Annotated in this window: 20 protein-coding genes and 1 pseudogene; 9 read left to right on the forward strand and 12 right to left on the reverse strand. The window is 71.9% G+C overall.

The annotated features are described in order from the left end of the window. The 7 genes and pseudogenes from ABZT93_RS32260 to ABZT93_RS32290 form a co-directional block, all read right to left on the reverse strand. Positions 1-148 (reverse strand): annotated as a pseudogene (locus ABZT93_RS32260) (MBL fold metallo-hydrolase); the annotation flags it as partial. 38 nt (positions 149-186) lie between these two features. Further along, positions 187-798 (reverse strand): DsbA family protein, encoded by a 612-nt coding sequence (locus ABZT93_RS32265; protein ID WP_356111338.1) that lies wholly within the window; start codon positions 796-798, stop codon positions 187-189. Positions 799-924: 126 nt separating this feature from the next. Further along, positions 925-1428: a MarR family transcriptional regulator gene (locus ABZT93_RS32270; protein ID WP_356111341.1), complete on the reverse strand. Its 504-nt coding sequence runs from the start codon at positions 1426-1428 to the stop codon at positions 925-927. Positions 1429-1562: 134 nt separating this feature from the next. Then, positions 1563-3617, reverse strand: coding sequence for a nitrate- and nitrite sensing domain-containing protein (locus ABZT93_RS32275; protein ID WP_356111342.1), 2055 nt, complete (start codon positions 3615-3617; stop codon positions 1563-1565). Between the two features lie 391 nt (positions 3618-4008). Continuing rightward, on the reverse strand, positions 4009-5130 hold the full coding sequence (locus tag ABZT93_RS32280; RefSeq protein ID WP_356111344.1) for a PP2C family protein-serine/threonine phosphatase: 1122 nt from the start codon (positions 5128-5130) through the stop codon (positions 4009-4011). Beyond that, complete coding sequence (locus ABZT93_RS32285; RefSeq protein WP_356111346.1) at positions 5127-6005, reverse strand: MFS transporter; 879 nt, start codon at positions 6003-6005, stop codon at positions 5127-5129. The genes ABZT93_RS32280 and ABZT93_RS32285 overlap by 4 nt, the downstream gene beginning before the upstream one ends. A gap of 270 nt (positions 6006-6275) precedes the next feature. Further along, positions 6276-7988 carry a helix-turn-helix domain-containing protein gene (locus ABZT93_RS32290; protein WP_356111348.1) on the reverse strand — a complete coding sequence of 571 codons (1713 nt, stop codon included), beginning with the start codon at positions 7986-7988 and terminating at the stop codon, positions 6276-6278. 139 nt (positions 7989-8127) lie between these two features. On the opposite strand from ABZT93_RS32290, the gene ABZT93_RS32295 reads away from it, so the two are divergent. From ABZT93_RS32295 to ABZT93_RS32320, 6 genes are all read left to right on the forward strand, one after another. Continuing rightward, on the forward strand, positions 8128-9867 hold the full coding sequence (locus ABZT93_RS32295; RefSeq protein ID WP_356111350.1) for an FAD-dependent monooxygenase: 1740 nt from the start codon (positions 8128-8130) through the stop codon (positions 9865-9867). Positions 9868-9918: 51 nt separating this feature from the next. Next, positions 9919-10788 carry an intradiol ring-cleavage dioxygenase gene (locus ABZT93_RS32300; RefSeq protein WP_356111351.1) on the forward strand — a complete coding sequence of 290 codons (870 nt, stop codon included), beginning with the start codon at positions 9919-9921 and terminating at the stop codon, positions 10786-10788. Then, positions 10785-11852, forward strand: a complete 1068-nt coding sequence (locus ABZT93_RS32305) for a maleylacetate reductase (RefSeq protein ID WP_356111353.1) — start codon at positions 10785-10787, stop codon at positions 11850-11852. The genes ABZT93_RS32300 and ABZT93_RS32305 overlap by 4 nt, the downstream gene beginning before the upstream one ends. A gap of 43 nt (positions 11853-11895) precedes the next feature. Beyond that, positions 11896-12810 (forward strand): YceI family protein, encoded by a 915-nt coding sequence (locus ABZT93_RS32310; protein ID WP_356111356.1) that lies wholly within the window; start codon positions 11896-11898, stop codon positions 12808-12810. 49 nt (positions 12811-12859) lie between these two features. Next, positions 12860-13267, forward strand: coding sequence for a DUF3224 domain-containing protein (locus ABZT93_RS32315; RefSeq protein WP_356111358.1), 408 nt, complete (start codon positions 12860-12862; stop codon positions 13265-13267). Between the two features lie 207 nt (positions 13268-13474). After that, a complete protein-coding gene (locus ABZT93_RS32320; protein WP_356111360.1) occupies positions 13475-14581 on the forward strand; it encodes an FAD-dependent oxidoreductase in 1107 nt (368 codons plus the stop codon). A gap of 228 nt (positions 14582-14809) precedes the next feature. Here the strand turns inward: ABZT93_RS32320 and ABZT93_RS32325 are convergent, their stop codons facing one another. Next, positions 14810-15487 (reverse strand): response regulator transcription factor, encoded by a 678-nt coding sequence (locus ABZT93_RS32325; protein WP_356111362.1) that lies wholly within the window; start codon positions 15485-15487, stop codon positions 14810-14812. A 243-nt stretch (positions 15488-15730) separates the two neighbouring features. On the opposite strand from ABZT93_RS32325, the gene ABZT93_RS32330 reads away from it, so the two are divergent. After that, positions 15731-16582 carry a hypothetical protein gene (locus ABZT93_RS32330; RefSeq protein WP_356111363.1) on the forward strand — a complete coding sequence of 284 codons (852 nt, stop codon included), beginning with the start codon at positions 15731-15733 and terminating at the stop codon, positions 16580-16582. A gap of 74 nt (positions 16583-16656) precedes the next feature. On the opposite strand, the gene ABZT93_RS32335 is transcribed toward ABZT93_RS32330, so the two are convergent. Further along, positions 16657-17502, reverse strand: a complete 846-nt coding sequence (locus tag ABZT93_RS32335; RefSeq protein ID WP_356111365.1) for a helix-turn-helix transcriptional regulator — start codon at positions 17500-17502, stop codon at positions 16657-16659. 103 nt (positions 17503-17605) lie between these two features. On the opposite strand from ABZT93_RS32335, the gene ABZT93_RS32340 reads away from it, so the two are divergent. Then, entirely contained in the window at positions 17606-18313 is a 708-nt protein-coding gene (locus ABZT93_RS32340) for an SDR family oxidoreductase (protein WP_356111367.1), read from the forward strand. Between the two features lie 46 nt (positions 18314-18359). Here ABZT93_RS32340 and ABZT93_RS32345 read toward each other — a convergent pair whose 3' ends face one another. Both ABZT93_RS32345 and ABZT93_RS32350 read right to left on the reverse strand, forming a co-directional pair. Beyond that, positions 18360-19553 (reverse strand): CaiB/BaiF CoA-transferase family protein, encoded by a 1194-nt coding sequence (locus ABZT93_RS32345; protein ID WP_356111369.1) that lies wholly within the window; start codon positions 19551-19553, stop codon positions 18360-18362. Positions 19554-19699: 146 nt separating this feature from the next. Next, a complete protein-coding gene (locus tag ABZT93_RS32350) occupies positions 19700-20158 on the reverse strand; it encodes a MarR family transcriptional regulator (protein WP_356111371.1) in 459 nt (152 codons plus the stop codon). 185 nt (positions 20159-20343) lie between these two features. On the opposite strand from ABZT93_RS32350, the gene ABZT93_RS32355 reads away from it, so the two are divergent. Continuing rightward, on the forward strand, positions 20344-20697 hold the full coding sequence (locus tag ABZT93_RS32355; RefSeq protein ID WP_356111373.1) for a hypothetical protein: 354 nt from the start codon (positions 20344-20346) through the stop codon (positions 20695-20697). A 15-nt stretch (positions 20698-20712) separates the two neighbouring features. On the opposite strand, the gene ABZT93_RS32360 is transcribed toward ABZT93_RS32355, so the two are convergent. Continuing rightward, positions 20713-21702 (reverse strand): helix-turn-helix domain-containing protein, encoded by a 990-nt coding sequence (locus ABZT93_RS32360; protein WP_356111375.1) that lies wholly within the window; start codon positions 21700-21702, stop codon positions 20713-20715. Positions 21703-22135 lie beyond the last annotated feature (433 nt).

Genomic DNA, 22135 nt, shown 5'->3' on the forward strand with positions numbered 1-22135 from the left:
TCTCGGCGACCAGACGGTGTCCGTCGGCGCGGGTGAAGGCCGCGTCCACCAGCAGGGCCTCGCTCTCGCCGGTGACGAGGGTGGCCGTCTTGTTCTTGCTGCCGGCGGGGAAGTCGAGGTCGAGGATTTTGAAGTCGAGGGTGCTCATGAAGGGGGCTCCTGGCTGGTGGAGAGGGTGGGACGGGGTCAGGACAGGCTCGCGAGCCGGTGGTCGATCTCGTCGGCGGTGGCGTGACCGCGGGCCAGCGGGACGACCCGTTCGCCGTCGACGGCGAGCAGGGTGGGGAAGCCGGTGACGCCGAGGTCGGCCGCGCGGCGGAAGTCGTTCTTCGCGGCAGCCGACGCCGCGGGGTCTTCGAACGCGGTGACCACCGCGTCGGCGTCCAGCCCGGCCGCCTCTGCGATCCGGCGGTAGGTGGCCGCCTCCGACAGGCTGCGCCCGTCGACGTAGAAGGCCGTCTGGAGGTCGATGGCCAGCTCCACCGCACGCTCGGGAGCGGACCCGCGCAGCGCGGCCAGGCCGCGGGCGGCGGCCTCGGAGTCCATCACGAACGAGCCGTCGGCGATCAGCCGCTCGTAGCCCTCGCCGAAGTCGGCGCCGGTCAGCTCCGCGATCTGGGCGTTGGCGCCCTGGACGTAGCCGAACTCACGGATCGGGACCCGGCGGCCGCCGGTGAACAGGCCGCCGGAGACGACCTCGACCGGCAGTTCGGGGTGGCGGGATACGACCTCGCGCAGGGTCGCGGAGAAACCGTGGGACCAGCCGCAGTAGGCGTCGAAGACGTGGACGAGCTTCATCGAAGACCTCGGGGGGAGGGTTGCGCCCGCCTGGTGCGGACGCTCACCTCTGGGAACATTATCTGACTCAGCAGGTATTTCGACGCGAGGGAGCCCGGTGGAGTGATGCGCGTCACAGTCCGCTGCTCAGGGCAGCAGCGGCAGGGAGTCCCGGGCCGCGTGGCTGAGAATGCGCAGGTCCTCCATGAAGCGTTCCCGGTGAGTGGCGGGCAGGGGCTCCAGGAAGTACCGCTTGATGTTCTCCACGTGCAGGCGGGATGCGCGTACGGCGGTCTCCTCACCCCGGGGTGTCAGGGTCACCAGGCGTCCGCGGCGGTCGTCCGGGTCCGTGACGCGCCGCACCAGCCCGGCGGCCTCCATCCGGTCCACCAGCCGCGTCGCCCCGCCCGTGCTGAGCACCTGCTCCTGCCCGATCGCCCGCATCGACAGCCCCGGCTCGCCCGCGCGGCCGAGGATCAGCAGCACCTCGAACATCAGGTGGCTGATCCCGCACTCCTCCTCGATGCGTCGGCCCAGGATGTACTCCAGCCGGCCCGCGGCGCCCTGCAGCCGTCCGAACGCCAGCACCAGCGCGTCGTCGGCCGCCTCCCTGGCGGTCGTGATCTCCCTGTGTGCGTCCGGCTCGCCCACGGCACCTCCGTATGTTCCCAGAGGCGGAACCTATCGCGCCTGATCGGCGGCAGCGGCCCGGGTGCGGGCGGAGCGGTGCCGGGGAGAAGGCCGCCGGTGACCGAACACCGCGTCTCGCGACCGGTGTCGGCCGCCTACCTGTCGTTCCAGGCCTCGTAACCGCGGGCGGTGGCCCCGGGGAAGCCCGGGTCCGCGAAGGTTGCCAGGGCCATGGTGTCGATGTCGGACTCCGTCGCCGTCCCGCGGTAGGTGATCGTGTCCGGGAGCATCGCCAGTGCGGTGGTGCCCTGTCCCTCCTCGGACGGGCGCAGCTGGACGCGGATGCCGTGCCGGTCCGCGAGCCGGCCGACCACGTACAGGCCCATGCGCTGGGAGATCGCCGCGTCCACGGTGGGCGGGTCGGCCAGGTGGTGATTGATGTCGGCCAGCTCATCGGGCGGCATCCCGATGCCCCGGTCGTGGATCTCGACCATGATCCGACCGTCGGGCAGCCGCGCCGCGGTGACCAGGACCCGGGACTGCGGCGGCGAGAACGCCGTCGCGTTCTCCAGGAGTTCGGCCAGCAGGTGCACCAGGTCGGTCACCGCGCGGCCGTGGATCTCGGCCTCCGGGATCCCCGACAGCTCGACGCGCTCGTACTGCTCGACCTCCGAGGCCGCCGCGCGGATCACGTCGACCAGGGGCAGCGGCTGGTCCCACTGCTGGGCGGGTGTCTCACCGCCGAGCACGAGGAGGTTCTCGCCGTTGCGGCGCACGCGGGTGGCGAGGTGGTCCAGCTTGAAGAGGTTCTCCAGCTGGTCGGGGTCGGCCTCCCGGCCCTCGAGATCGGTGATCAGGCCGAGTTGACGCTCGATCAGCGACTGGTTGCGACGTGCCAGGTTGCTGAAGATCGTGTTGATGTTGGCGCGCAGCAGGGCCTGTTCGGCGGCGAGCCGGACGGCCTCGCGGTGCACGTGGTCGAAGGCGCGGGCGACCTCGCCGATCTCGTCCGTGGTGGTGATCGGGATCGGGGCGAGCTGGGCGTCGACCCGGCCCGGGATGGCCCGGGTGAGCTGGGTGAGCAGGGCGGGAAGACGCTGCCCGGCGATCTCGTGGGCCGAGGCGCTCAACCGGCGCATGCTGGTGCTCATCGTCCGGGCCACCCAGGCGGCGAGCAGGAAGGCGACGAGGACCGCGGTGAGCACCAGCGCGGCGTTGATGACGGCGTCGTCGCGGGCGTCGTCGGCGATGCTGTGGGCGTCCGACAGCGCGCTGTCGGTCAGATACACCTCGACACTGCGGTACGCGTCGAAGCTCAGGGTGGAGGCGGCGAAGAACGTCTCGGGCGTGATGCCCTGCGCGGTGAGCTGCGCCGCCGACTTGCCCGAGGCGATCTCCGCGGCCATCTTCTCCAGGCTCGGCGGGGCCACGAAGGGCTTCCCCGCCGCCTCGGCCTGCGTCCGGGCCGCCTCGGCCTGCTTCTCGCCCTGCTTCTGGGCATCGGACAGCGCCTTGCGCAGCCGGGTCATGTCTCCGGCGGTGCCGGCGCCCGCGTACTCCTGGAGCGCGACCTGCTCGAGATACACGTAGGAACTGAACGAGCCGAGCTGCGCCTGGAGTTCGCCCGGGGCCAGCTTGCCGCGGTCCTCGACCAGGAGATGGGTGCCGATCGCCCGGATCAGGGACTCGGCGGCCTGGGTGAGGGAGACGGCGTAGAGGGTGCGGCCGAAGCTCGCCTGGTTGCTGCTGCCGAAGCCGAGCTCGTTGGAGATCTCCATCAGCGGGTGCTGGACGGCGTGGTAGCTCTCCTCGGTCTGCACGCCGGTCAGCCGGGAGGTGAAGGCGTTCGCGCGCACGGTCGCGAGCTGTTTCTCGCCGATGCGGACGAGTTCGACCCGGCGCAGCAGTCCGGCTGCCTGCGGCATCCGCTCCACCGCCTCGTCGAACTCCCTCGCGTCCGCGTCGGTGTTCGCGCGGGCCTTCGCGACCACGCTCGACGTCCGGTCGCCCTTGACCAGGGGGATGACCGACACATCGCGTTCGTCGATGGCGTCGCTGGCGTACTTGTTGGCCGCCTGGACCAGTTCCGCCACGCGGACCGCGTCGTCGGCGTCCTGCCAGGTGTCCACGGAGCTCTTGACGCGTATGCCGCCGAGGACAAGGGCCACGATCACCGGGATGAGGAGGATGGCCTGGAGTTTTCTGGCCACGCGCCAGTTGCGGGTTCCCCATCCCCGGCGGGTGGCGGTCGGTGTGTTCGACAAGATGGCCTCACGGTTCTGGTTCGCCTCGCGTCCTGCACTCCTAACAACGCGGCGCACAGGGGTGGTTGTTCAGATCGTCCCGCCGGACGAATCGGGGGGAGGGGCGCGAGACGAACAGTTCTGGCCAATTCCTAGCACTGCGTCTCGACCTGTGACCGGCCTTTCGCCGAAGTGGGTCTCACCCCGGCGCCACCCGGCGCACCCGCGCCGACTCGGCCTCGGACGGGCTGCCCAGGAAGCGGCAGGCGATGCCGGACAACCGTCGGCCGGCGACGGAAGCTCGTCCATGGAGCCGACGCCAAGGGGTCCCGCAGGCCTGCCCGTCGCAGCGCGCCTTTCAGGGCCGCACGGAACGGCGGACCGTCAGGACGGCCACGTCGTCGTGGGGGCCGCCGGGGCCGGCGAACGCGCGGGCGTCGTCGTGCAGGGCCTGCGGCAGCTCGGTGGGGGAGAGGTCGACGTATGTCGTCAGGCGTTCGTCGACCGGGTAGAACGTGCCGTCGGCGGAGCGGGTCTCCGTCAGGCCGTCGGTGCTCAGCAGCAGCGTCGCGCCCTCGGGGAAGTCGAACCAGCCCACGGTGGTGGGCTCGTGGGCGAGCTCGGCCAGGCCCAGCGGGACGCCGGGATCGAGTTCGAGTGTGCTGACCGTCCCGTCGTGCAGTACATGCGGCAGGACGTGGCCGCAGTTGACGGCCTGCACCTCGGTGTCCGCGTCGACGCAGACGATGAGCGCGGTCACGAAGCGTTCGTCGTCGCCGGTGTGCGTGGCGTAGGAGTTGTGCCGTACGACGGCGGCGTCCAGGGTGTCCACGAGCGCGGTGAGGGTGGGCTCGCGGTGGGCCGCCTCCCGGAAGGCTCCGATGACGGCGAACGCGGAGCCGACGGCGGCGAGCCCCTTGCCCTGCACGTCCCCGATCAGCACCCGGGTCCCGAAGGGTGAGTCGACGACGTCGTAGATGTCCCCGCCGACGAGCCGTTCCTCCTGGAGCGGTTCGTACACACCGTTGACCAGGACGTCGTCGGTCACCAGGGGGAGGGGATGCAGGATGTGCCGCTGCATGGCCGCCGCGGTGGAACGCAGCCGCAGCATCGCGTCCTCGCGCCTGATCCGGCGGTGGCAGCCGTACACGGAGGTCGCCGCCAGGACCAGCGTGAACAGGATCAGCAGCAGCCGGTCGAACCAGTGGCCCGCCTGGCGGTCCCGCACCAGCACGCTGGCGGTGACGACGAGCGTGGTCCACACGGCGACGAACGCCGTCTGCCGGACCGTGCCCAGCGCCGAGGCGGCGCCCGGCAGGAACACCAGCAGCCCGAGAAGCCACACCTCGGACCCGGACAGCGCGCCGAGGAACTCGACGAGGCCCGTCACGGTCACCACCGCGGCGACCAGCCCGGCGTCGCCCGGAGGCTCGATGGCGTCGAAGGCGTCGCCGGGTCTCTTGCGGCGGCTACCGGTCATGCGGGCTCCCGGGCAGGTGGTGATCTGCCTCTACGGTATGCAGGCCCGCGTCGGCCCGGGGTGGCGCCCCGCCGATCGGGGCCCCCGCTCTGACACCGCCGGTGCGGGGGCGCGGCCGCTCGGCGCCCTGGTCGTGCCCGGCGGCGGGCGGGCCGTACCGGCACCGGATCGGCGCCGCTCACCACGGTATTGCTGACACTGCCGATGCCCTCGACCGTGAGCGTGACCGTGTCACCGGGCTTCAGCGGGGCCGGGTCCCGCTCACCGCGCAGACCCCACAGCTCGGCGAGGCAGCCGCCGTTGCCGCAGGTGCCGGAGCCCAGGACGTCCCCGGGGCGTACCCAGGTCCCGCGTGCGGCGTACACGGTCGCCGACGCGGAGGCGCACATGGTCTGCAGCGCGAGGTACTTCACCCGCAGCCGCCCCGAGTAGTAGTCCCCGATCAGTGTCGTGCAGCACGTCATGATCGCTGCCTCGGTGACGCCGACCAACGCCCGGCTCGCGATGATCGCCCCCAGCGACTCCAGCCACAGCGGCGCCGTACCGAAAACGGCGTACAGCAGCGTCGCCACGATCAGCAGCCGCTTGCGCCCGAGCCGGTCCACGATCACCCCGGCGAACGGCGCCAGCAGGGTCGGCGACAGCGCGGGAACGGTCAGCGCGAGCGGCACGAGTGCCTTCGCGCCCGGGACGGACGCGAAGTGGTCCTGCATCTTCGGCAGCACCGGGGCGATCAGCACCGCCCCCAGGATCGGGAGGCAACTTCCCGCCATCAGCAGGGTCACTCGCAGCAGATGGGCCGGGCCCGACACGGTGACGGGGGAGGGGACGCTGTCGTCCTGCGCGGCGGGGGACCGGGGCATGGATCCGGGCATGACGACTCCAGAGAACGGTGTACGGGGAGCGGGCATGCCGTGAGCGAGACGCCTACGAGGGCGGCCGGCAGGCGGTGCGGTCCGCACACCGGCGGCTGGTCCGGACAGCGGCGTGCGGGCTGGCACGACTATGGGCGGTCCGGACGGTCCACCGCCATCCTCCACACGATCCGAATCCCGTATCCGGCTCATCCACGCAGTGGATGCCGGCGGCCGGGACCACCCGCAGGGTTCCTTGACGCGCCGGGGCGGGCGTCCTGGCCGTGCTCCTCAGCCCTCGTACTCCCGCAGTTTGCGATACAGCGTCGCCCGCCCGATGCCGAGTGCCGCGGCCGCGCGGGACTTGTTGCCGCCGTGGCGGTGCAGGGCCTCCAGGATCGCGGCACGCTCGGCGTGTTCCATCGGGCTGAGCGGACGGGCGGCGGGGCCCTCCCGCACGGTGTCCGGCAGCTCGGCCCGGCGGACCGGTCCTGAGAGCCGTCGGTGCTCGGCCAACGCCTGCACGACATGGGCGAGTTCGGTGACGTTCCCGGGCCACGGATGCTGTTCGAGGGCGCGCAGGGCGTCCAGGGTCCAGGTCAGTGGAGGGCTCCCCGGTGCCGGGCGCGGCGCGAGGGCCGACAGCAACTCCCGGATGTCCTCGGCGCGTTCCCGCAGCGGCGGCAGTACGACCGTGCGGGCGGCCAGCTTGTCGAGGAGCCGCTGAAGACAGGGGCCCGGCGGGGTTCCCGGGCTGTGGGTGACCAGCAGCCGGGCATCCGGGTGCTCGTCGAGCAGGGAGTTGAGGGTGGCCACGGCGGGCTGCGTCAGCCGCTCGGCGTGCCGGAGGATCAGGGGGCTGCCGGCGGCCCATGCGGCCAAGTCCCCTTCGAGCCCTTCGTCTTCGGCCGCGTCGATCATCTGAAGGTCGCCCGCTGCCAGCAACTCCCGGGCCAGCGCGGTCTTCCCCGTCCCCCGTTCACCGGTGAACAGCACGGGCTCGGGGGAGCGGACCAGCCCGGCGGCGCGCTCCACGGCGTACCGCCACGGAAGAGAGGAGCCGGCCAGCCGGGGCAGCGGGCGCGGCCGGGGCCTCGGCGTCTCCCCGCCCCGCGGCTCCAGGACGGCCACGATCCCCACGACCGCGCCCTCCTGCCGCACCAGGTCGATCCGGGCGCCGCACCCCGCTCCCGCGGGCAGTTCGGCGGTCACCGGCGCATCCGTGTGCCGTGCCGCCAGCGCCGTACGCTCAAGCACCCGCAGGACCTCAGGAGTCGCCAGCCGCTCCGCCGCCGCGTTGATGAGGCGGTTGCGGCCGTCCAGCGCGGCCACCGCGCGGTCCTCGCCTCGGGCGGCTCGCAAGTAGGCGTCCAGGAGGACCTGTTCGGGCTGTCCCGACCGGGCCGGCAGTTCGGCCTCGACCGCGGCGGCGGCGGCCTCGGCGAGTGCGGCCTGAGGGTGCGGCGGGCGTCCGCCGCACAGGTGGGAGGCGATGGTGAGCGTGCCGATGGCCTGTCCGCTCTTCGGCGCGAGGACCGGGACGCTGACCGCCGACACGTCCTGCCACACGTCGAGGAAGTGCTCGGGCCCGTGCACCTCGGCACGACGCCGGCCGCGCAGGGCGAGGGCCGCGCTGTTGTGACCGACCTGCTGTTCCGACAGCCCTGGGCACCGGGCGAGCCCGGGCGCCTTCCCGGACGTCCACAGCACCCGCAGCCGCGCGTCGGTGAGGAGGAGGACCGAGCGGCTCGCGTCCAGAGCGGGGGCGATCCGTTCGAGCACCGGGCGGGCGGCGCCGAGCAGCGGCGACTCGGCCGGCCGGGGCGGATCGGCGGCCGGCTCCCTCAAGTCGTGCGGTACGCCGAAGAACCGGGCCCGCCGCCACGCCGCGAGGACCTCCTCCGGCACACCGTCCGGCAGCGGGCGTCCGGACAGGAAGCGCTCACGCGCCACTCGCAGGGGTGGGCGGGCGTGGACTGCGGGGGAGGGCTCTGTGGTGGTCACGACGTACCCACCGTAGCGGGCTCGGTTGAACGGACAACGACTGCGGGGGTGTCTCGTATTGAGACACCCGTGCCGGGGCGGATCGCGCCATGATCACTACTGTCCGTCGTCCCTGTTCCGTCCCCGCCAGGAGCGCCCCGTGTCCACCGTCGTCGAGACCGACGTCCTGATCGTAGGCAGCGGCCCGGCCGGTGCCTCGGCCGCGCTCGCCCTGAGCACGTACGGCGTGCCCAACATCGTCGTCACCCGCTACGCGAGCCTCGCCGACACCCCCCGCGCGCACATCACCAACCAGCGGACGATGGAGGTGCTGCGCGACCTCGGGGTCGAGCAGGACGTGATCGCGCAGGCGACCCCGCAGCACCTGATGGGCAACACCACCTTCTGCACCAGCCTGGCCGGCGAGGAACTCGGCCGGGTGCGCTCGTGGGGCAACGACCCGCTCGTCCAGGCCGCCCACGAACTCGCCAGCCCCACCCGCATGTGCGACATGCCGCAGCACCTCATGGAGCCCGTCCTCGTCGACGCGGCCGTGGCCCGCGGCACCAGCCTGCGCTTCCAGACCGAGTACCTCTCCCACAGCCAGGACGACCACGGCGTGACGGTCACCGTCCGGGACCGGCTGCGCGGGGACACGTACGAGATCCGGGCGAAGTACCTGATCGGCGCGGACGGCGGCCGCTCGAAGGTCGCCGAGGACGCCGGGCTCCCGATGGGCGGCCAGATGGGCGTGGCCGGCAGCATCAACATCGTCTTCGAGGCGGATCTGACCGAGTACACCGCCCACCGGCCCTCCACCCTCTACTGGGTCCTCGCCCCGGGTGCCACCGTCGGCGGGATCGGTGCGGGCCTGGTGCGCTGTGTGCGGCCGTGGAACGAGTGGCTGATCGTGTGGGGCTACGACGTCACGGCGGGCGCCCCCGACCTGACCACCGAGTACGCCGAGTCGGTCGTACGGCAGCTGGTCGGCGACGACGAGATCCCCGTGACGATCAAGTCGTCCTCGGCCTGGACCGTCAACGAGATGTACGCCGAGACCTACTCCGCCGGCCGTGTCCTCTGTGCCGGAGACGCCACCCACCGCCACCCGCCGTCCAACGGCCTCGGCTCCAACACCTCCATCCAGGACTCCTACAACCTCGCCTGGAAGCTGAAGCTCGTCCTCGACGGCACCGCCTCGCCGAAGCTCCTCGACACCTACACCGCCGAACGCGCGCCCGTGGGCAAGCAGGTCGTCACCCGGGCCAACCGGTCCATCGGCGAGACCGCCCCGATCTTCGAGGCCCTCGACGGTCTCTCCCCGCAGACCCCCGAACAGCTGTGGGCCAACATCGCCGCCCGCAAGGAAGCCACCGAGGCCGCCGAGAAGCAGCGGGCCGAGCTCCGTGAGGCCATCGCCTTCAAGGTGTACGAGTTCAACGCGCACGGCGTCGACCTCAACCAGCGCTACACCTCGGACGCGATCGTCCCCGACGGCACCCCCGCGGAGACCTTCGCCCGCGACCCCGAACTCCACCACCAGCCCACCTCCCGCCCCGGCGCCCGCATCCCGCACGCCTGGCTCACCTCCGGCACCCGCACCCTCTCCACCCTCGACACCGTCGGAAAGGGCCGCTTCACCCTGCTGACCGGCATCGGCGGCGAGGGCTGGATCCGGGCCGCAAAGGCGCAGGACGTCGAGATCGCCACCGTGGTCGTCGGTCCCGGGCAGCAGTACGAGGACCCGTACGGCGACTGGGCGCAGCTGAGCGAGATCTCCGACGCGGGCGCCCTGCTCGTACGGCCCGACGGGTTCGTCGCCTTCCGGCACGCGACCGCCGCCCAGGACGCCGAGGCGCTGCTCTCGGACGCGCTGCGGCGGATCCTCGGTCACGCCTGAGAACGCGCGACCATGGCAGAAGCGGAACGCCGTCGAGCACGAGGAGCCGGGATGACCAGCGACGCGATCGGAACCAGCGTCACCGAGGAGGCCGTCGCCAGTTTCCACGCGACCGCCGATCCACGACTGCGCGAACTGCTCGCCGGTCTGATCGGTCATCTGCACGACTTCGTGCGCGAGACCCGGCTCACCCAGGAGGAGTGGGAGAAGGCGGTCGCGTTCCTGACGGCGACCGGGCAGACCTGCACGGACACCCGGCAGGAGTTCATCCTGCTGTCGGACGTCCTCGGTCTCTCCATGCTCGTGGAGACCGTCAACGGCGACCGCCTACCGGGCGCCACGGAGTCCACCGTGCTCGGCCCCTTCCACATGACCGAGTCGCCGGTCCGGGAACTCGGTGACGACATCGACCTGGTGGGCGGCGCCGAGCCGTGCGTGGTCAGCGGCCGGGTGCTCTCCGCGGACGGCACCCCGCTGCCCGGCGCCGTCCTCGACGTCTGGCAGGCCGACGACCGGGGCTTCTACGACGTCCAGCAGCCCGACGTACAGCCCGCGGGCAATGGACGCGGACTGTTCACCACCGACGCCGAGGGCCGCTTCTGGTTCCGCACCTGCGTCCCGGCGCCGTACCCGATCCCCACCGACGGCCCGGTCGGCGACCTGTTGCGCGCGACCGGCCGGCACCCCTACCGGCCCGCGCACATCCACTTCATCGTCGGCGCCGAGGGCCACACCCCGGTCACCACCCACATCTTCGTCGCGGGCAGCGACTACCTCGACTCCGACGCCGTCTTCGCCGTGAAACAGAGTCTGGTGCAGGACTTCGCGAGGACCGACGACCCGTCCCTGGCCGCGGAGTTCGGCATCCCGAACCCCTTCCGGCACGCCCGCTTCGACCTCGTACTGGAGCCGAACGCATGACGTTCATGGGCGACTTCAGCTATGAGAGCCGTCCCGTACGGGTCGTGTTCCGGCCGGGTGCCGCCGTGACCGCGACCCCCGCAGAGGTCGAACACCTCGGTCTGCGGAGGGTCCTGGTGGTCTGCGGCAGCCGGGGCGAGGCCGTCGCGCGGGCGGTGGCGGACGCGCTCGGCGACTCCTGTGCGGGGCTGCACACCGAGGCCCGTATGCACGTCCCCGTCGAGGACGCCGACCGGGCCGAGGCGGTGGCCCGCGGGGCCGGGGCCGACGGTGTCGTCGCGGTCGGCGGCGGCTCCTCCATCGGCCTGGGCAAGGCGATCGCCCTGCGCACCGGACTGCCCCTCGTCGCCGTGCCGTCGACCTACTCCGGCTCCGAGATGACCCCCGTCTGGGGCCTGACCGAGGGCGGCGCCAAGCGCACCGGCCGTGACCCGAGGGTCCAGCCCCGCAGCGTCGTCTACGACCCCGAGCTGACCCTCTCCCTGCCGGTACCGCTCACCGTGACCAGCGGCATCAACGCCCTCGCGCACGCGGTCGAGGCGCTCTACGCCCCGGACACCTCACCGCTGATCGCGCTGATGGCGGAGGACGGCGTCCGCGCGATGACCGCGGCGCTGCCCCGGCTGGCCGCCGACCCGGCGGACCTGGAGGCGCGCGGACAGGCGCTCTACGCGGCCTGGCTGTGCGGGTCCTGCCTCGGGTCCACCACCATGGGCCTGCACCACAAGCTGTGCCACGCTCTCGGCGGCACCTACGGTCTCCCGCACGCCGAGACCCACACCGTCGTCCTGCCGTACGCCCTCGCCTACAACGCTCCCGAGATCCCGGGGGCATTGACCGTGCTGAAAAGGGCACTTGGCACCGACGACCCGCCCCATGCCCTGTGGGAACTGGCCGGGCGCCTCGGCGCACCGCGTTCCCTCGCCGAACTCGGTCTCCGGGAGACCGACCTGGCGGAGGCGGCCGTACAGGTGGCGGGGCAGCCGTACGCCAATCCGCGTCCCGTGACCGCGGACGGCGTGCGGGCGGTACTCGAGGCGGCCTATCAGGGCCGTCGGCCGTGAGCGCCGCAGCACCACAGCAAGTCCCCTAAGAAAGGTGAACATCATGGCCCTCGCACTCCTCCGGCGTCGGCGGTCCAAGGCTGCCCTTGCCGAGGCGGCGGGCCTTTCCGTCCCCCTCCCCGAAGGCGCGGGCGCCGTGGCCCGTGAGATCGTCGACCCGATGGGCTCGCCCATGCCGGGCGCGGACGTCACCGTCACCGCCCTGGACACGCACCGGGTCGCGGCGCGCGGCACGACCGACCCCTACGGCTACTTCCTCGCCGTACTGCCGCCCGGCCGCTACAGCCTGATGGCCGCGGCCGAGGGACTCCAGCCGCATCGCGAGACGGTCGACGTGGGTCCGTACGGGGTGACGCCCACCGAGCGGGTCTGGCTCCAGCCGGCCCAGGCGCTCCAACTGCCCACGCCCGGCGTCTGGTTGTTCGATCCGCCGCACACCGCGATCCGTTTCATCGCCAAGCACGTCGGCATGGCTCATGTCCATGGCCGCTTCGAGCGTTTCGAGGGCGGCATCCAGGTCGCGCAGGACATGTCCCAGTCCCGGGTCCAGGTCCGCATCGACGCCTCCAGCATCACCACGGGCAACACCACCCGCGACAACCACCTGCGCTCCGGCGACTTCCTCGACGTCAAACGCTTCCCGCACATCGATTTCGTCAGCAGCCGCTTCGCCTACCGGGGCGGCAGCAAGTGGACCCTCCAGGGCAGCCTCACCATGCACGGCGTGAGCCGCTCGGTCGCCCTCGACACGACCTACCTGGGCACCGTCAACGGCGGCTACGGCGAGGAACTGCGCTGCGCGGCCCTCGCGACGGCGGAACTCCACCGCGAGGACTACACGCTGAACTGGCGTTCCATGCTGGCCCGGGGCATCGCGGTCGTGGGACCCACGGTCCAGCTGGAACTGGACGTCCAGGCGATGTACCGCACCCACGACACGCCGACCCCGCCGGAGTAGACGGGACGGGCGGCGGGGCATTGTCAGACCCGGTCGGTACGGTCGGCGCATGAGAGCCGACGGAACATTCAGCGTGAAGGCGTTCGTCCCGACCGAGCTGACACCCGAGCCCGCCGTGGCCACCGGGCTCCCGGTCGGGGTCGCGACGATCGAGAAGCACTTCGAGGGCGAGGTCGCCGGCCGCTCGGCGACCCTGTTCACCGCCGCGTACGACCAGGAGTCCGGCGTCGGCACCTATGTGGCCATGGAGTCCTTCGAGGGCTCCGTGCACGACCGGTCCGGCGCCTTCAACTTCGCCCACTCGGCGACGACCTCCGGCAGCGACCGCACCGCGGAGTTCTTCACCATCGTTCCCTCCAGCGGCACCGGGGAGCTGTCGGGGATCTCCGGTACCGGGGGCCTGGCGGTGGATGCCGACGGCACCCATCGGATCTGGCTCGACTACGAGCTCGACTGACCCGGCGTCGGTACCGCGGGGCCGGGTCCAACTCACCGTCATCCGCGGGCACATCGCATCCCGCGGTGCCCGACAGCTTCACGAAATGCACACAAGACGCCATCGAAACTTTATGTTTCAAGCGTTACGCTCGCCGTCATCCGAGTGCTCGGGGGAGCGGCTCGTCCGCCATGGCACTCCCTCCCCCCACGGTTCAGGAGACTCGGTGTGAGTGACGGCGACGTAGTGGTGATCGGCGGCGGCTATGCGGGCGTCCGGCTGGCGAAACGGCTGGACACGACAGCTCGGGTCACGCTGGTGGACCGCAAGGAGGTGTTCTTCCACCGTATCTCCTCCCTGCGGGCGGGAGTGCGCAAGGAGTGGAGCGCGATCCCCTTCATCCCGTACGACCGGCTGCTGCGCCACGGACAGCTCGTCGTGGGCAAGGTGGTCCGCATCGACACCACCGAGCGACGCGTGGTGCTCGCCAACGGCACTCGGCTGCCCTACGACGTGGTGGTGATCGCGACCGGCGCCGACTACCCGGAACCGGCCCGCTTCGCCGGGACCACCACCGAGGAGGCGATGAAGTCCTTCGCCGAGCACCAGCAGAAGATCGCCTTCGCCGAACACGTCCTCGTCGTCGGCGGCGGGCCCTCCGGCGTGGAACTCAGCGCCGAGATCCGGCTGGCCCGGCCGGACGCCCGCGTCACGCTCGCGCACTCCGGCCCCGCGCTGCTCGGCAACACGGGCAGCGAACGGGCCGGCCGCAAGGCGCGCGCCTGGCTGGAGGCCCACGACGTGGAGGTGCGGCTCGACTCGTTCATGTCGCAGGGCAACGACTTCGGCACCTACCGCGACGCCCGCGGCGACGTCATCACCGCGGATCTCTCCTTCTGGGCCACCGGCACCACTCCCAACACTCTCTGGCTGCGCCTGGGCGGACACGGCGACTGGCTGACCCCCTCCGGGCATGTCAAGGTCGACCGCTCACTGCGGGCCGAGGGCCAGCTGGACGTCTTCGCGGTCGGCGACGTCAACGACGCCACCGAGCTCAAGATCACCCCGGCGGCGCTCGCCCAGGCCGACCTCGCCGCCTGGAACATCCGCGCCCACCTGAACAGTTCGGGCCGGCACCGCAAGGAGCCGCGCTTCTACCGGCCCATCCACCGCACCCCGCTGATCGTGCCCTTCGGCCCCGCGGACGGGGTGACCATGCTGCCCGTGCCGGGCGGCGAGACGGCGGTTCTCGGCGGTCGCACCAGCACCCTGGCCAAGGCGAAGACCCTGATGACGCCCTACATGCGGCGTCAACTCGGTTACACGGCCGCCTGACCGTCGAAGACGCGGCGAGGAGGCGCACCTGCGCAGTGGCGCGGTCCGCCCGTGCGGCCCCGCCCGGCCTGTGCCGACACCGAGCCGCTGACGTGTGCGGCGCGGCCTCTCCGGCGCGCCGCGGCCGCCGGCGAACACGCGGTGCCGGGCCGGGATCGGAGGAAGGAAGCGGACGTCGAGGACGGGCACGGCCGACTCCGGCAGGAGCAGGCCGTCGGCCCGCCCGCGTCACGCGTGCAGAACGTGCTGTGTGGGCCGGACCAGTCCCGACTCGTAGGCGAAGACCACCGCCTGGACCCGGCCGCGGGCGCCGATCTTGGTGAGGATGTTGCTGACATGGGACTTCACGGTGGTCGGGGCGATGCAGAGCCGGTCGGCGATCTCGGCGTTGGAGTCCCCCGAGGCGACCGCGGTGAGCACATCGCGCTCGCGTCCGGTGAGGGCGCCCAGCCGGTTGCCGGGGACGGAGTTCTCGATGGCCCGACCGTTGCGGACGGCGTCGATGAGCGCGCGGGTCAGCCCGGGGGAGACGACGACGTCACCGGCGGCCACGACCCGGACGGCCGCGACCAGTTCATCGGCGGTGGCGTCCTCGGGAAGGTGTCCGGCGGCTCCGGCGCGCAGGGCGCCGTAGGGGTGGGCGTCGTCGCTCGTGGTGAGCAGGAGGACGTGCGGGGCATGGAGTTCCGGCGCGTGGGCGAGGCGGCGGACGGTCTCGACGGTGTCCGTGCCGGTGCCGCGGCCGTCCAGCAGGACGACGTCCGGCCGGAGCAAGGTGCTCAGCCGGACCGCCTCCGGCCCGTGCGCCGCCTCGCCGACAACGGTCAGATCCGGCTGGGACTCGAGGAGCATTCGAAGGCCGACGCGCTGAAGTGACTGGCCTGTGGCGATGAGGACGCTGGTCATGGCGTGCGTGCTCCATCCTCGTCCAGCGGACATGTTCTGAACGAAACGGTTTCGTTCTCGTGGAATCAGGCTAACTCCGGAGCTATCGAAACGGGAGCGTATCGATTGTGGGGTGGCTCACACTCCGATTGGGTTTTCGGTTCGAGAACGCCCGCCCCGGCTCGGTGCCCGTCGCGTGCGGGGGGCAACCCGGGGCGTCCCGGCGGCGACCCCACAGTGAATCCCGCCCCCACGAAGGGAGCCATGCGCACCCGTATCGTGCGTCTCGTCACCGTTCTCGCCGCCCTGCTCGCGGTTTTCGCCACCCCCGCCGTCACGGCGGCCCCCGCGCAGGCGGCGGACAACTGGAACCCGCCCGCGAACCTCGTCCAGCCGCTGGGCGAGGTGTGGAACCACGTCGAGTCGACCTACCCCGACCTCTACGGCTTCCGCAACTACGGCTGGGACCAGGTCATGGCGAACAAGGGAAGCGTCAACTACTGCGTCCGCTGGGAATCCGACGCCCCGGTCAGTGCCGCCCTCCGCGACCAGGTCCACGCCGCACTGAAGAAGCAGTTCGGCAAATGGATGGCCGCCATGCTCGACAACGGCAGCGGCACCAACGCCTGGCCGTACACCACCGTGCCCGTCAACATCGTCGGCTGGGCGGTCAAGAACCGCTCGACCCTGCAGTGGACCGACAACTCGGTCGACATCTACGCCGGGAACCTCGACTCCGGCGGCGCCCCGCAGTGCGCCCCCGACTGCGGCCGCTTCTTCCACCAGGACGGCAACTACTCGAAGTGCCCCGGCGGCGTGGCCCGCCACTACGACCAGTCGCTCTGGCTGACCAAGGGCTTCCAGGGCGGGGCCGGCGGGGACTGGGGCCAGCGGGTCGGCCAGGAGTACTTCACCGGGGCCCTCACCCAGGAGAACATCCACATCTACCTCCACGAGGTAGGCCACACCTTCGGCCTCGACGACTTCTACGACTGGACCCCCACCGGCCAGTGCTGCTTCCTGATGAACGCGGGCAGCGCGACCCAGATCACCGACTTCGACAAGTGGATGCTGCGCGACTTCTGGCGCCACCTGAAGAACCGGTACGGCTACTGAGAACGCGGGCGGCCGGCAGGTCCGGCCGGCCGTCCCGTGCTCGACAGCGCGGGGCGGCCGGGGTGACGGACGTACTAGCCGCTCTCCACCAGGCTCTGCGTGCCCAGCACCGAGATCAGCCGGAGTCTCTCCGCCGCCTCGGTGCCCGGCTCGGCCGAGTACACGAGGATGTGGAGGTCGTTCTCCTCCACCCGGAGCAGGTCGCAGTCGAGCGTGAGCGTACCGACCTGAGGATGCTCGACCGTCTTGTGCGAGGTGGCGAGACGGCCCACCACCCCGGCGTCCCACAGCTCGGCGAACCTCTCGCTCCGGGTGCGCAACTCCGCGACCAGAAGCGCGAGTTGGCGGTCGGCGGGGTAGCGGGCGGCGGTGGCGCGCAGTTCGGCGACCATGCCCGCCTCGAAGTCACGCCGTTCCTGCGGGGTGTGCCGTACCCGGGTCGGCATGCCCGTGAAGTTGCGCCACACACCGTTGCGTTCGAAACCGCGCAGGACGGACGGATCACCCATCAGAGCCGCGTACATCGGGTTGGCCAGCAGCAGCGTCATGGCCGCGTCGGAGACCGCGACGGGGGTGTCGACCAGCCGGTCCAGCAGCCGCTGCACACTGGGCGTGATGAAGCCGGGCACGACATCGGGGCCCGGCGGCACCAGTGCCGCGAGGCCGAACAGATACGTCCGCTCGTCCCCCGAGAGCCGCAGCGCCCGGGCCAACGCCTCCACGACCTGTACGGACGGGTTGGCCGCGCGCCCCTGTTCGAGGCGCGTGACGTAGTCCACCGAGATGCCGGCCAGCAGGGCGAGTTCCTCGCGCCGCAGCCCTGCCGCGCGCCGATGGCCCCCCGAGGGGAGTCCGGCCGCGTGCGGGGGGACACGGTCGCGCCAGCGCCGCAGCGCCTGTGCCAGTTCTGTTGCCGCCATGCTCCTCAGTGAACACCGTCGGCCGCTCATGTGCCTGGTACCGCCAGTCCCAGGAAGAAGGGTCTCCTGGCTGAACCCGCCGCGGCGCAGCAATCTGGGTGACATGACGACAACACTCATCACCGGAGCGAACAAGGGCCTCGGCTTCGAGACCGCCCGCCAACTCATCGCGGCGGGCCACACCGTCCACGTCGGTGCCCGCGACGCCGAGCGCGGCCGGCGCGCCGCCGACGAACTCGGCGCGCGGTTCGTGCAGCTCGACGTCACCGACGACGCCTCCGTCGAGGCCGCGGCCAAGACCCTGGAGGCCGCGGGCGGCCTGGACGTCCTGATCAACAACGCGGGTATCGAGACCCGAACCGAGGACAACAGCGTGCCGGTCGCGGCCACCGTGACCGCCGACCAGATGCGCACCACCTTCGAGACGAACGTCTTCGGTGTCGTCCGCGTCCTGCACGCCTTCCTGCCGCTGCTCCAGCGCTCGGCCGCCCCCGTCGTGGTCAACGTCAGCAGTGGCCTGGGCTCGCTGACCCACCTCTCCGACCCGGGCCACCCCGCGCACTTCTACCCGGGCATCGCCTACCCGACGTCCAAGACCGCGGTCAACATGCTCACCGTGCAGTACGCGAAGGCGTTCCCGGCCATGCGGATCAACTCCGTGGAGCCGGGGTTCACCAAGACCGACCTGAACGGCAACACGGGCACCCAGACCGTGGCGGAGGGCGCCGAGATCATCGTCCGCATGGCACAGGTCGCCGCGGACAGCCCGACCGGGGGCTACTTCGACGCCAGGGGCCCGCTGCCCTGGTGACTCCTGGTGACACCCGGGTGAACCGTGTCTGCTCCGGGTCGCGGGTTCAGACGACCGCGTCCGCACGCAGCGCCGCGATGTCCTCGCCGGTACGGCCGAGTTCCGTGAGGATCGCCTCGGTGTGCTCGCCCACCGCCGGGACCGGATCCATTCGGGCGGGCAGTCCCGCCAGGTCGGCCGGGGGCAGCAGCGCCTGAACCGTGGCCCCGCCGGGTACGGCGACCTCGTGCCAACGGCCGCGGGCGGCCAGGACCGGGTGGTCGAGGAACGCGGCGACGTCGTTGACCCCGGCGCACGCGATGCCGATGCCCTCCAGGTCCCTCAGGACCTGCGCGGCGTCGGAACGCGCGATCCGCTCGGCGACCACGGCGTTGAGTTCCTCGCGGTGGGCGACCCGGGCCGGGCCGGTGGCGAAGCGCGGATCCCCGGCCAGCTCGGGCCGCCATAGGAACTCGGCGCACAGGACGATCCACTCGCGTTCGTTCTGGATGGAGAAGAGCACGTCCTTGCCGTCGGCGGCCGTGAAGGCGCCGTACGGGGCGATGGTGGCGTGCTGGGTGCCCAGACGCGGCGGCTGGCCGCCCCCGTAGCGCGTGTAATTGGCCGGCTGGCTCATCCACTCGGCCAGCGCCTCGAACAGGGACACCTCCACCGGGTGGGCCCTGCCGGTGGTGGCGCGGGTGTACAGGGCGGTCAGGATGCCGCTGTAGGCGTACATCCCGGCCGCGATGTCGGCGACGGAGATCCCGACCCGCGCGGTCTCCTCCGCGGTCCCGGTCAGCGACACCAGGCCCGTCTGACACTGCACCAGCAGGTCGTACGACTTGCGGTCGGCCCACGGCCCGTCCGTGCCGTACCCGGAGATCGTGCACGGGATCAGCCGCGGCCGGCGCTCGGCGAGGACGTCCACGCCGAGGCCCAGCCGGTCGGCCGCGCCGGGCGCCAGGTTCTGGACGAACACGTCGGCGCCGTCGAGGAGTTGGTGCAGGATCTCCAGGCCGCGCGGGTCCTTCAGGTCCAGGGTGAGCGACTCCTTGGACCGGTTGAGCCACACGAAGTAGCTGGAGTGGCCGTGCACGGTCGTGTCGTAGCGGCGGGCGAAGTCACCGTCGCCCGGCCGCTCCACCTTGATCACCCGGGCGCCGAGGTCGGCGAGCTGACGGGTCGCGTAGGGCGCGGCCACGGCCTGCTCCAGGCTGACCACCGTGATCCCGGACAGGGGCAGCTGCGGCAGGCTCATGCCGCCCTTTGTACGGCCCGCCCGAGAGGGTGTCAACGACTGCCCCAGCCCTCTGACCTGTGCTGTTCACCACCTCAAGACGGTGGCGATCTCCTGTACGGCCGCCACGAAGCCCGGGGAGTGCTCACCCGGCACCGGGGGCTGACTCAGGCCGGTACCCCGAGGGCTTCCAAAGCCCGTACCAGGGGGACGAGTTCGGGGTTGTCGGCGGCTTGGTCGAGGGCTTCTCGCAGGGCCTTCTCGTTGGTGGGGCGGGCTTGTTCGAGGAGGGTGCGGCCGGTGTCCGTGACGTCGGTGTAGATGCCGCGGCGGTCGGTGGGGCAGAGGTAGCGGGCGAGCAGGCCGCGGTCCTCGAGCCGGGTGACCAGGCGGGTGGTGGCGCTCTGACTGAGGACGACTGCGTCGGCGACCTGCTTCATCTGCAGGTGTCCGCCCTCGCCGTCGTGCTGGCGGCCCAGGACGTCGAGCAGGGAGTACTCGCGCACACTGAGGTCGTGTGCGCTCTGCAGGGCCTTCTCGATGTGTGCCTCGATCCGTCCGTGCAGCAGGGAGAGCGCGCACCAGCCCTGGGCGAGGGCCGTGAGCGAGGGGTCTGTGGCGGTCATGGGGCCTGCTTCCTCCGTCCCGATACGGATACGCCCAGGATATTGCATCGCTGAAACTTTCAGCGTCTGCTTCTATAGTGCGCGCGCAACTAACGGAAATAGTGCGCGCAACTAACGGAACCTCGCGTCCGGGCCCGCAGCACGCGTACCCGTACTCCCGTCCGCCCCCGCAGAGAGCGACTCCGATGACGACCCGGCCCCCCACCACGACCCTCTGGCGCCCGACCGGCCCCGTGGAGCTGGACCTGGTCCGTGAGCTCGACTGGCGCGCCTGGCCGCCGAGGCTGCCCGAGCAGCCGATCTTCTACCCGGTCCTCGACGAGGACTACGCGATCAAGATCGCCCGGGACTGGAACGTCAAGCACGACGGCGCCGGCTTCGTGACCCGCTTCGAGGTCGACTCGGACTTCCTGAGCCGCTATCCCGTCCAGCAGGCGGGCGGCCGCACGATCCTCGAACTGTGGGTCCCGGCCGAGGAGCTCGACGAGTTCAACGCGCACATCGTCGGCCGGATCGACGTCGTGCACGAGTTCCGATGAGCCGGTGAGCCTCCGCTACGGCCGTGCCAAGTGCCGCATGGTCAGGGCCAGTTGCAGTCGCAGCCGCCCCTGAGGCGTGCGCAGCGGCCAGCCCAGCAGATGCTCCGCGTGGGACAGCCGGTCCTGGAGCGTGGAGTGGTGGACGTTGATCTCCGTGGCAGCGGCCCGCAGGCTCACCGTCGAGACCACGGCGTGCAGCGTGGCGAGCAGCCAGGGCGTGCTCGCCCCCGCCGCCTCCAGCACTTGGACGTCGGGCGGCGGCTCCGCGCCCGGTGCGACGAGGTCGGCCAGCAGCGCGACGCCGCCCAGTTCGTCGGCGTACACGGCCTTCGGCCCGGGGTCCCGAGCCGTGCCCTCCGCGGTGAACCGCAGCGCGGTGCGGGCGTCCGCCCAGGACCGCGGCAGATCGAGAACGGGCACGGCGGGGCCCACTCCGACGCGCCCAGCGGGCAGTTCGGTGTCCGTCCGCCCGGCCACGATCCGGGGCCGCCCGTCGAGCGGGGCCAGCGCACGCGCGGGCGCCACCGGGTCGAGTCCGAGCCCGCGTGCCGCGTGCAGCCGTGCGGCCTCGGGGGCGGCGGCATCCAGCACGGTCTCGACCAGCGCGGGATCATCGGCGGCCGCGCGTCCCCGCGTACGGTCCAGAACCAGCCGTACCGCCCCCGCGGCCCGCTCCAGGATCACCGCGTCGACCACGCTGGGCGCCGCCTCGGTCCGCTCCAACCACAGCGCGGCGGCCCCACCGGGCGTCAGGGCGGCGGACGGCCAGCCGGGTTCCGGCGGCACCATGGTGTCCCGGCGCGTACCGTCGGCCTCGACCCGGACCTGCACCCGCCGCTCGGCATCGACCAGCCGCGCGGGCACCCCCGCCAGCACGGCGGCTCCGCGCACCAGCGCCTCCAGCCCGGCACGGGATTCGGACAGCCGATCGAAGTAGGCGATCACCCGCACCGCGGCTCCGGCATCCGGGTCCAGGGCGGTCAGGCGCCCGGCCAGCTCTTTCATACGCCCATGGTGCGGCATGGGCCGGGGCAGGAGGAGTCCTCGGCCAGGTTTGCGAGGCCCGGACGGCCGGACGCACGACAGTAGGACATCTACGCCAGACACAGCCGCCGCCGCGTCCCCCGACCCGGCAGCGCCCCGCGCCCCCTCGCCCGCGGAGGGCTCCGCCGTAGAAGGCCCCGGCCCAGCAGACTGCAGCAGGGCCGCGGGGAAGCGCGCGCGACCAGTCACGCCACCGGGACCCATCGGAGCCGCCCGCGCGCTCGCGCTCCCGCGCGTCTGCGGAGGGCTCCGCCGTAGAAGGCCCCGGCCCAGCAGACCCCAGAAGGGCCGGGGGAAACTGCGCGACCAGCCACGCCACCGCAACCGCCAGAGCCGCCCGCGCCCCCGTGAAAGGCTCCGCCGCACAAGGGCCCGGCCCGGCAGCGCCCCTGAA

It is taken from the genome of Streptomyces sp. NPDC005303 (assembly GCF_040607335.1).
Lineage (GTDB): Bacteria > Actinomycetota > Actinomycetes > Streptomycetales > Streptomycetaceae > Streptomyces.

Coding starts and splice junctions, on each gene's coding strand:
- ABZT93_RS32265 (WP_356111338.1), bottom strand. CDS start 798: ATGAAGCTCGTCCACGTCTTCGACGCCTACTGCGGCTGGTCCCACGGT.
- ABZT93_RS32280 (WP_356111344.1), bottom strand. CDS start 5,130: ATGACCGGTAGCCGCCGCAAGAGACCCGGCGACGCCTTCGACGCCATC.
- ABZT93_RS32285 (WP_356111346.1), bottom strand. CDS start 6,005: ATGCCCGGATCCATGCCCCGGTCCCCCGCCGCGCAGGACGACAGCGTC.
- ABZT93_RS32300 (WP_356111351.1), top strand. CDS start 9,919: ATGACCAGCGACGCGATCGGAACCAGCGTCACCGAGGAGGCCGTCGCC.
- ABZT93_RS32305 (WP_356111353.1), top strand. CDS start 10,785: ATGACGTTCATGGGCGACTTCAGCTATGAGAGCCGTCCCGTACGGGTC.
- ABZT93_RS32310 (WP_356111356.1), top strand. CDS start 11,896: ATGGCCCTCGCACTCCTCCGGCGTCGGCGGTCCAAGGCTGCCCTTGCC.
- ABZT93_RS32315 (WP_356111358.1), top strand. CDS start 12,860: ATGAGAGCCGACGGAACATTCAGCGTGAAGGCGTTCGTCCCGACCGAG.
- ABZT93_RS32325 (WP_356111362.1), bottom strand. CDS start 15,487: ATGACCAGCGTCCTCATCGCCACAGGCCAGTCACTTCAGCGCGTCGGC.
- ABZT93_RS32330 (WP_356111363.1), top strand. CDS start 15,731: ATGCGCACCCGTATCGTGCGTCTCGTCACCGTTCTCGCCGCCCTGCTC.
- ABZT93_RS32335 (WP_356111365.1), bottom strand. CDS start 17,502: ATGGCGGCAACAGAACTGGCACAGGCGCTGCGGCGCTGGCGCGACCGT.
- ABZT93_RS32340 (WP_356111367.1), top strand. CDS start 17,606: ATGACGACAACACTCATCACCGGAGCGAACAAGGGCCTCGGCTTCGAG.
- ABZT93_RS32345 (WP_356111369.1), bottom strand. CDS start 19,553: ATGAGCCTGCCGCAGCTGCCCCTGTCCGGGATCACGGTGGTCAGCCTG.
- ABZT93_RS32350 (WP_356111371.1), bottom strand. CDS start 20,158: ATGACCGCCACAGACCCCTCGCTCACGGCCCTCGCCCAGGGCTGGTGC.
- ABZT93_RS32355 (WP_356111373.1), top strand. CDS start 20,344: ATGACGACCCGGCCCCCCACCACGACCCTCTGGCGCCCGACCGGCCCC.
- ABZT93_RS32360 (WP_356111375.1), bottom strand. CDS start 21,702: ATGAAAGAGCTGGCCGGGCGCCTGACCGCCCTGGACCCGGATGCCGGA.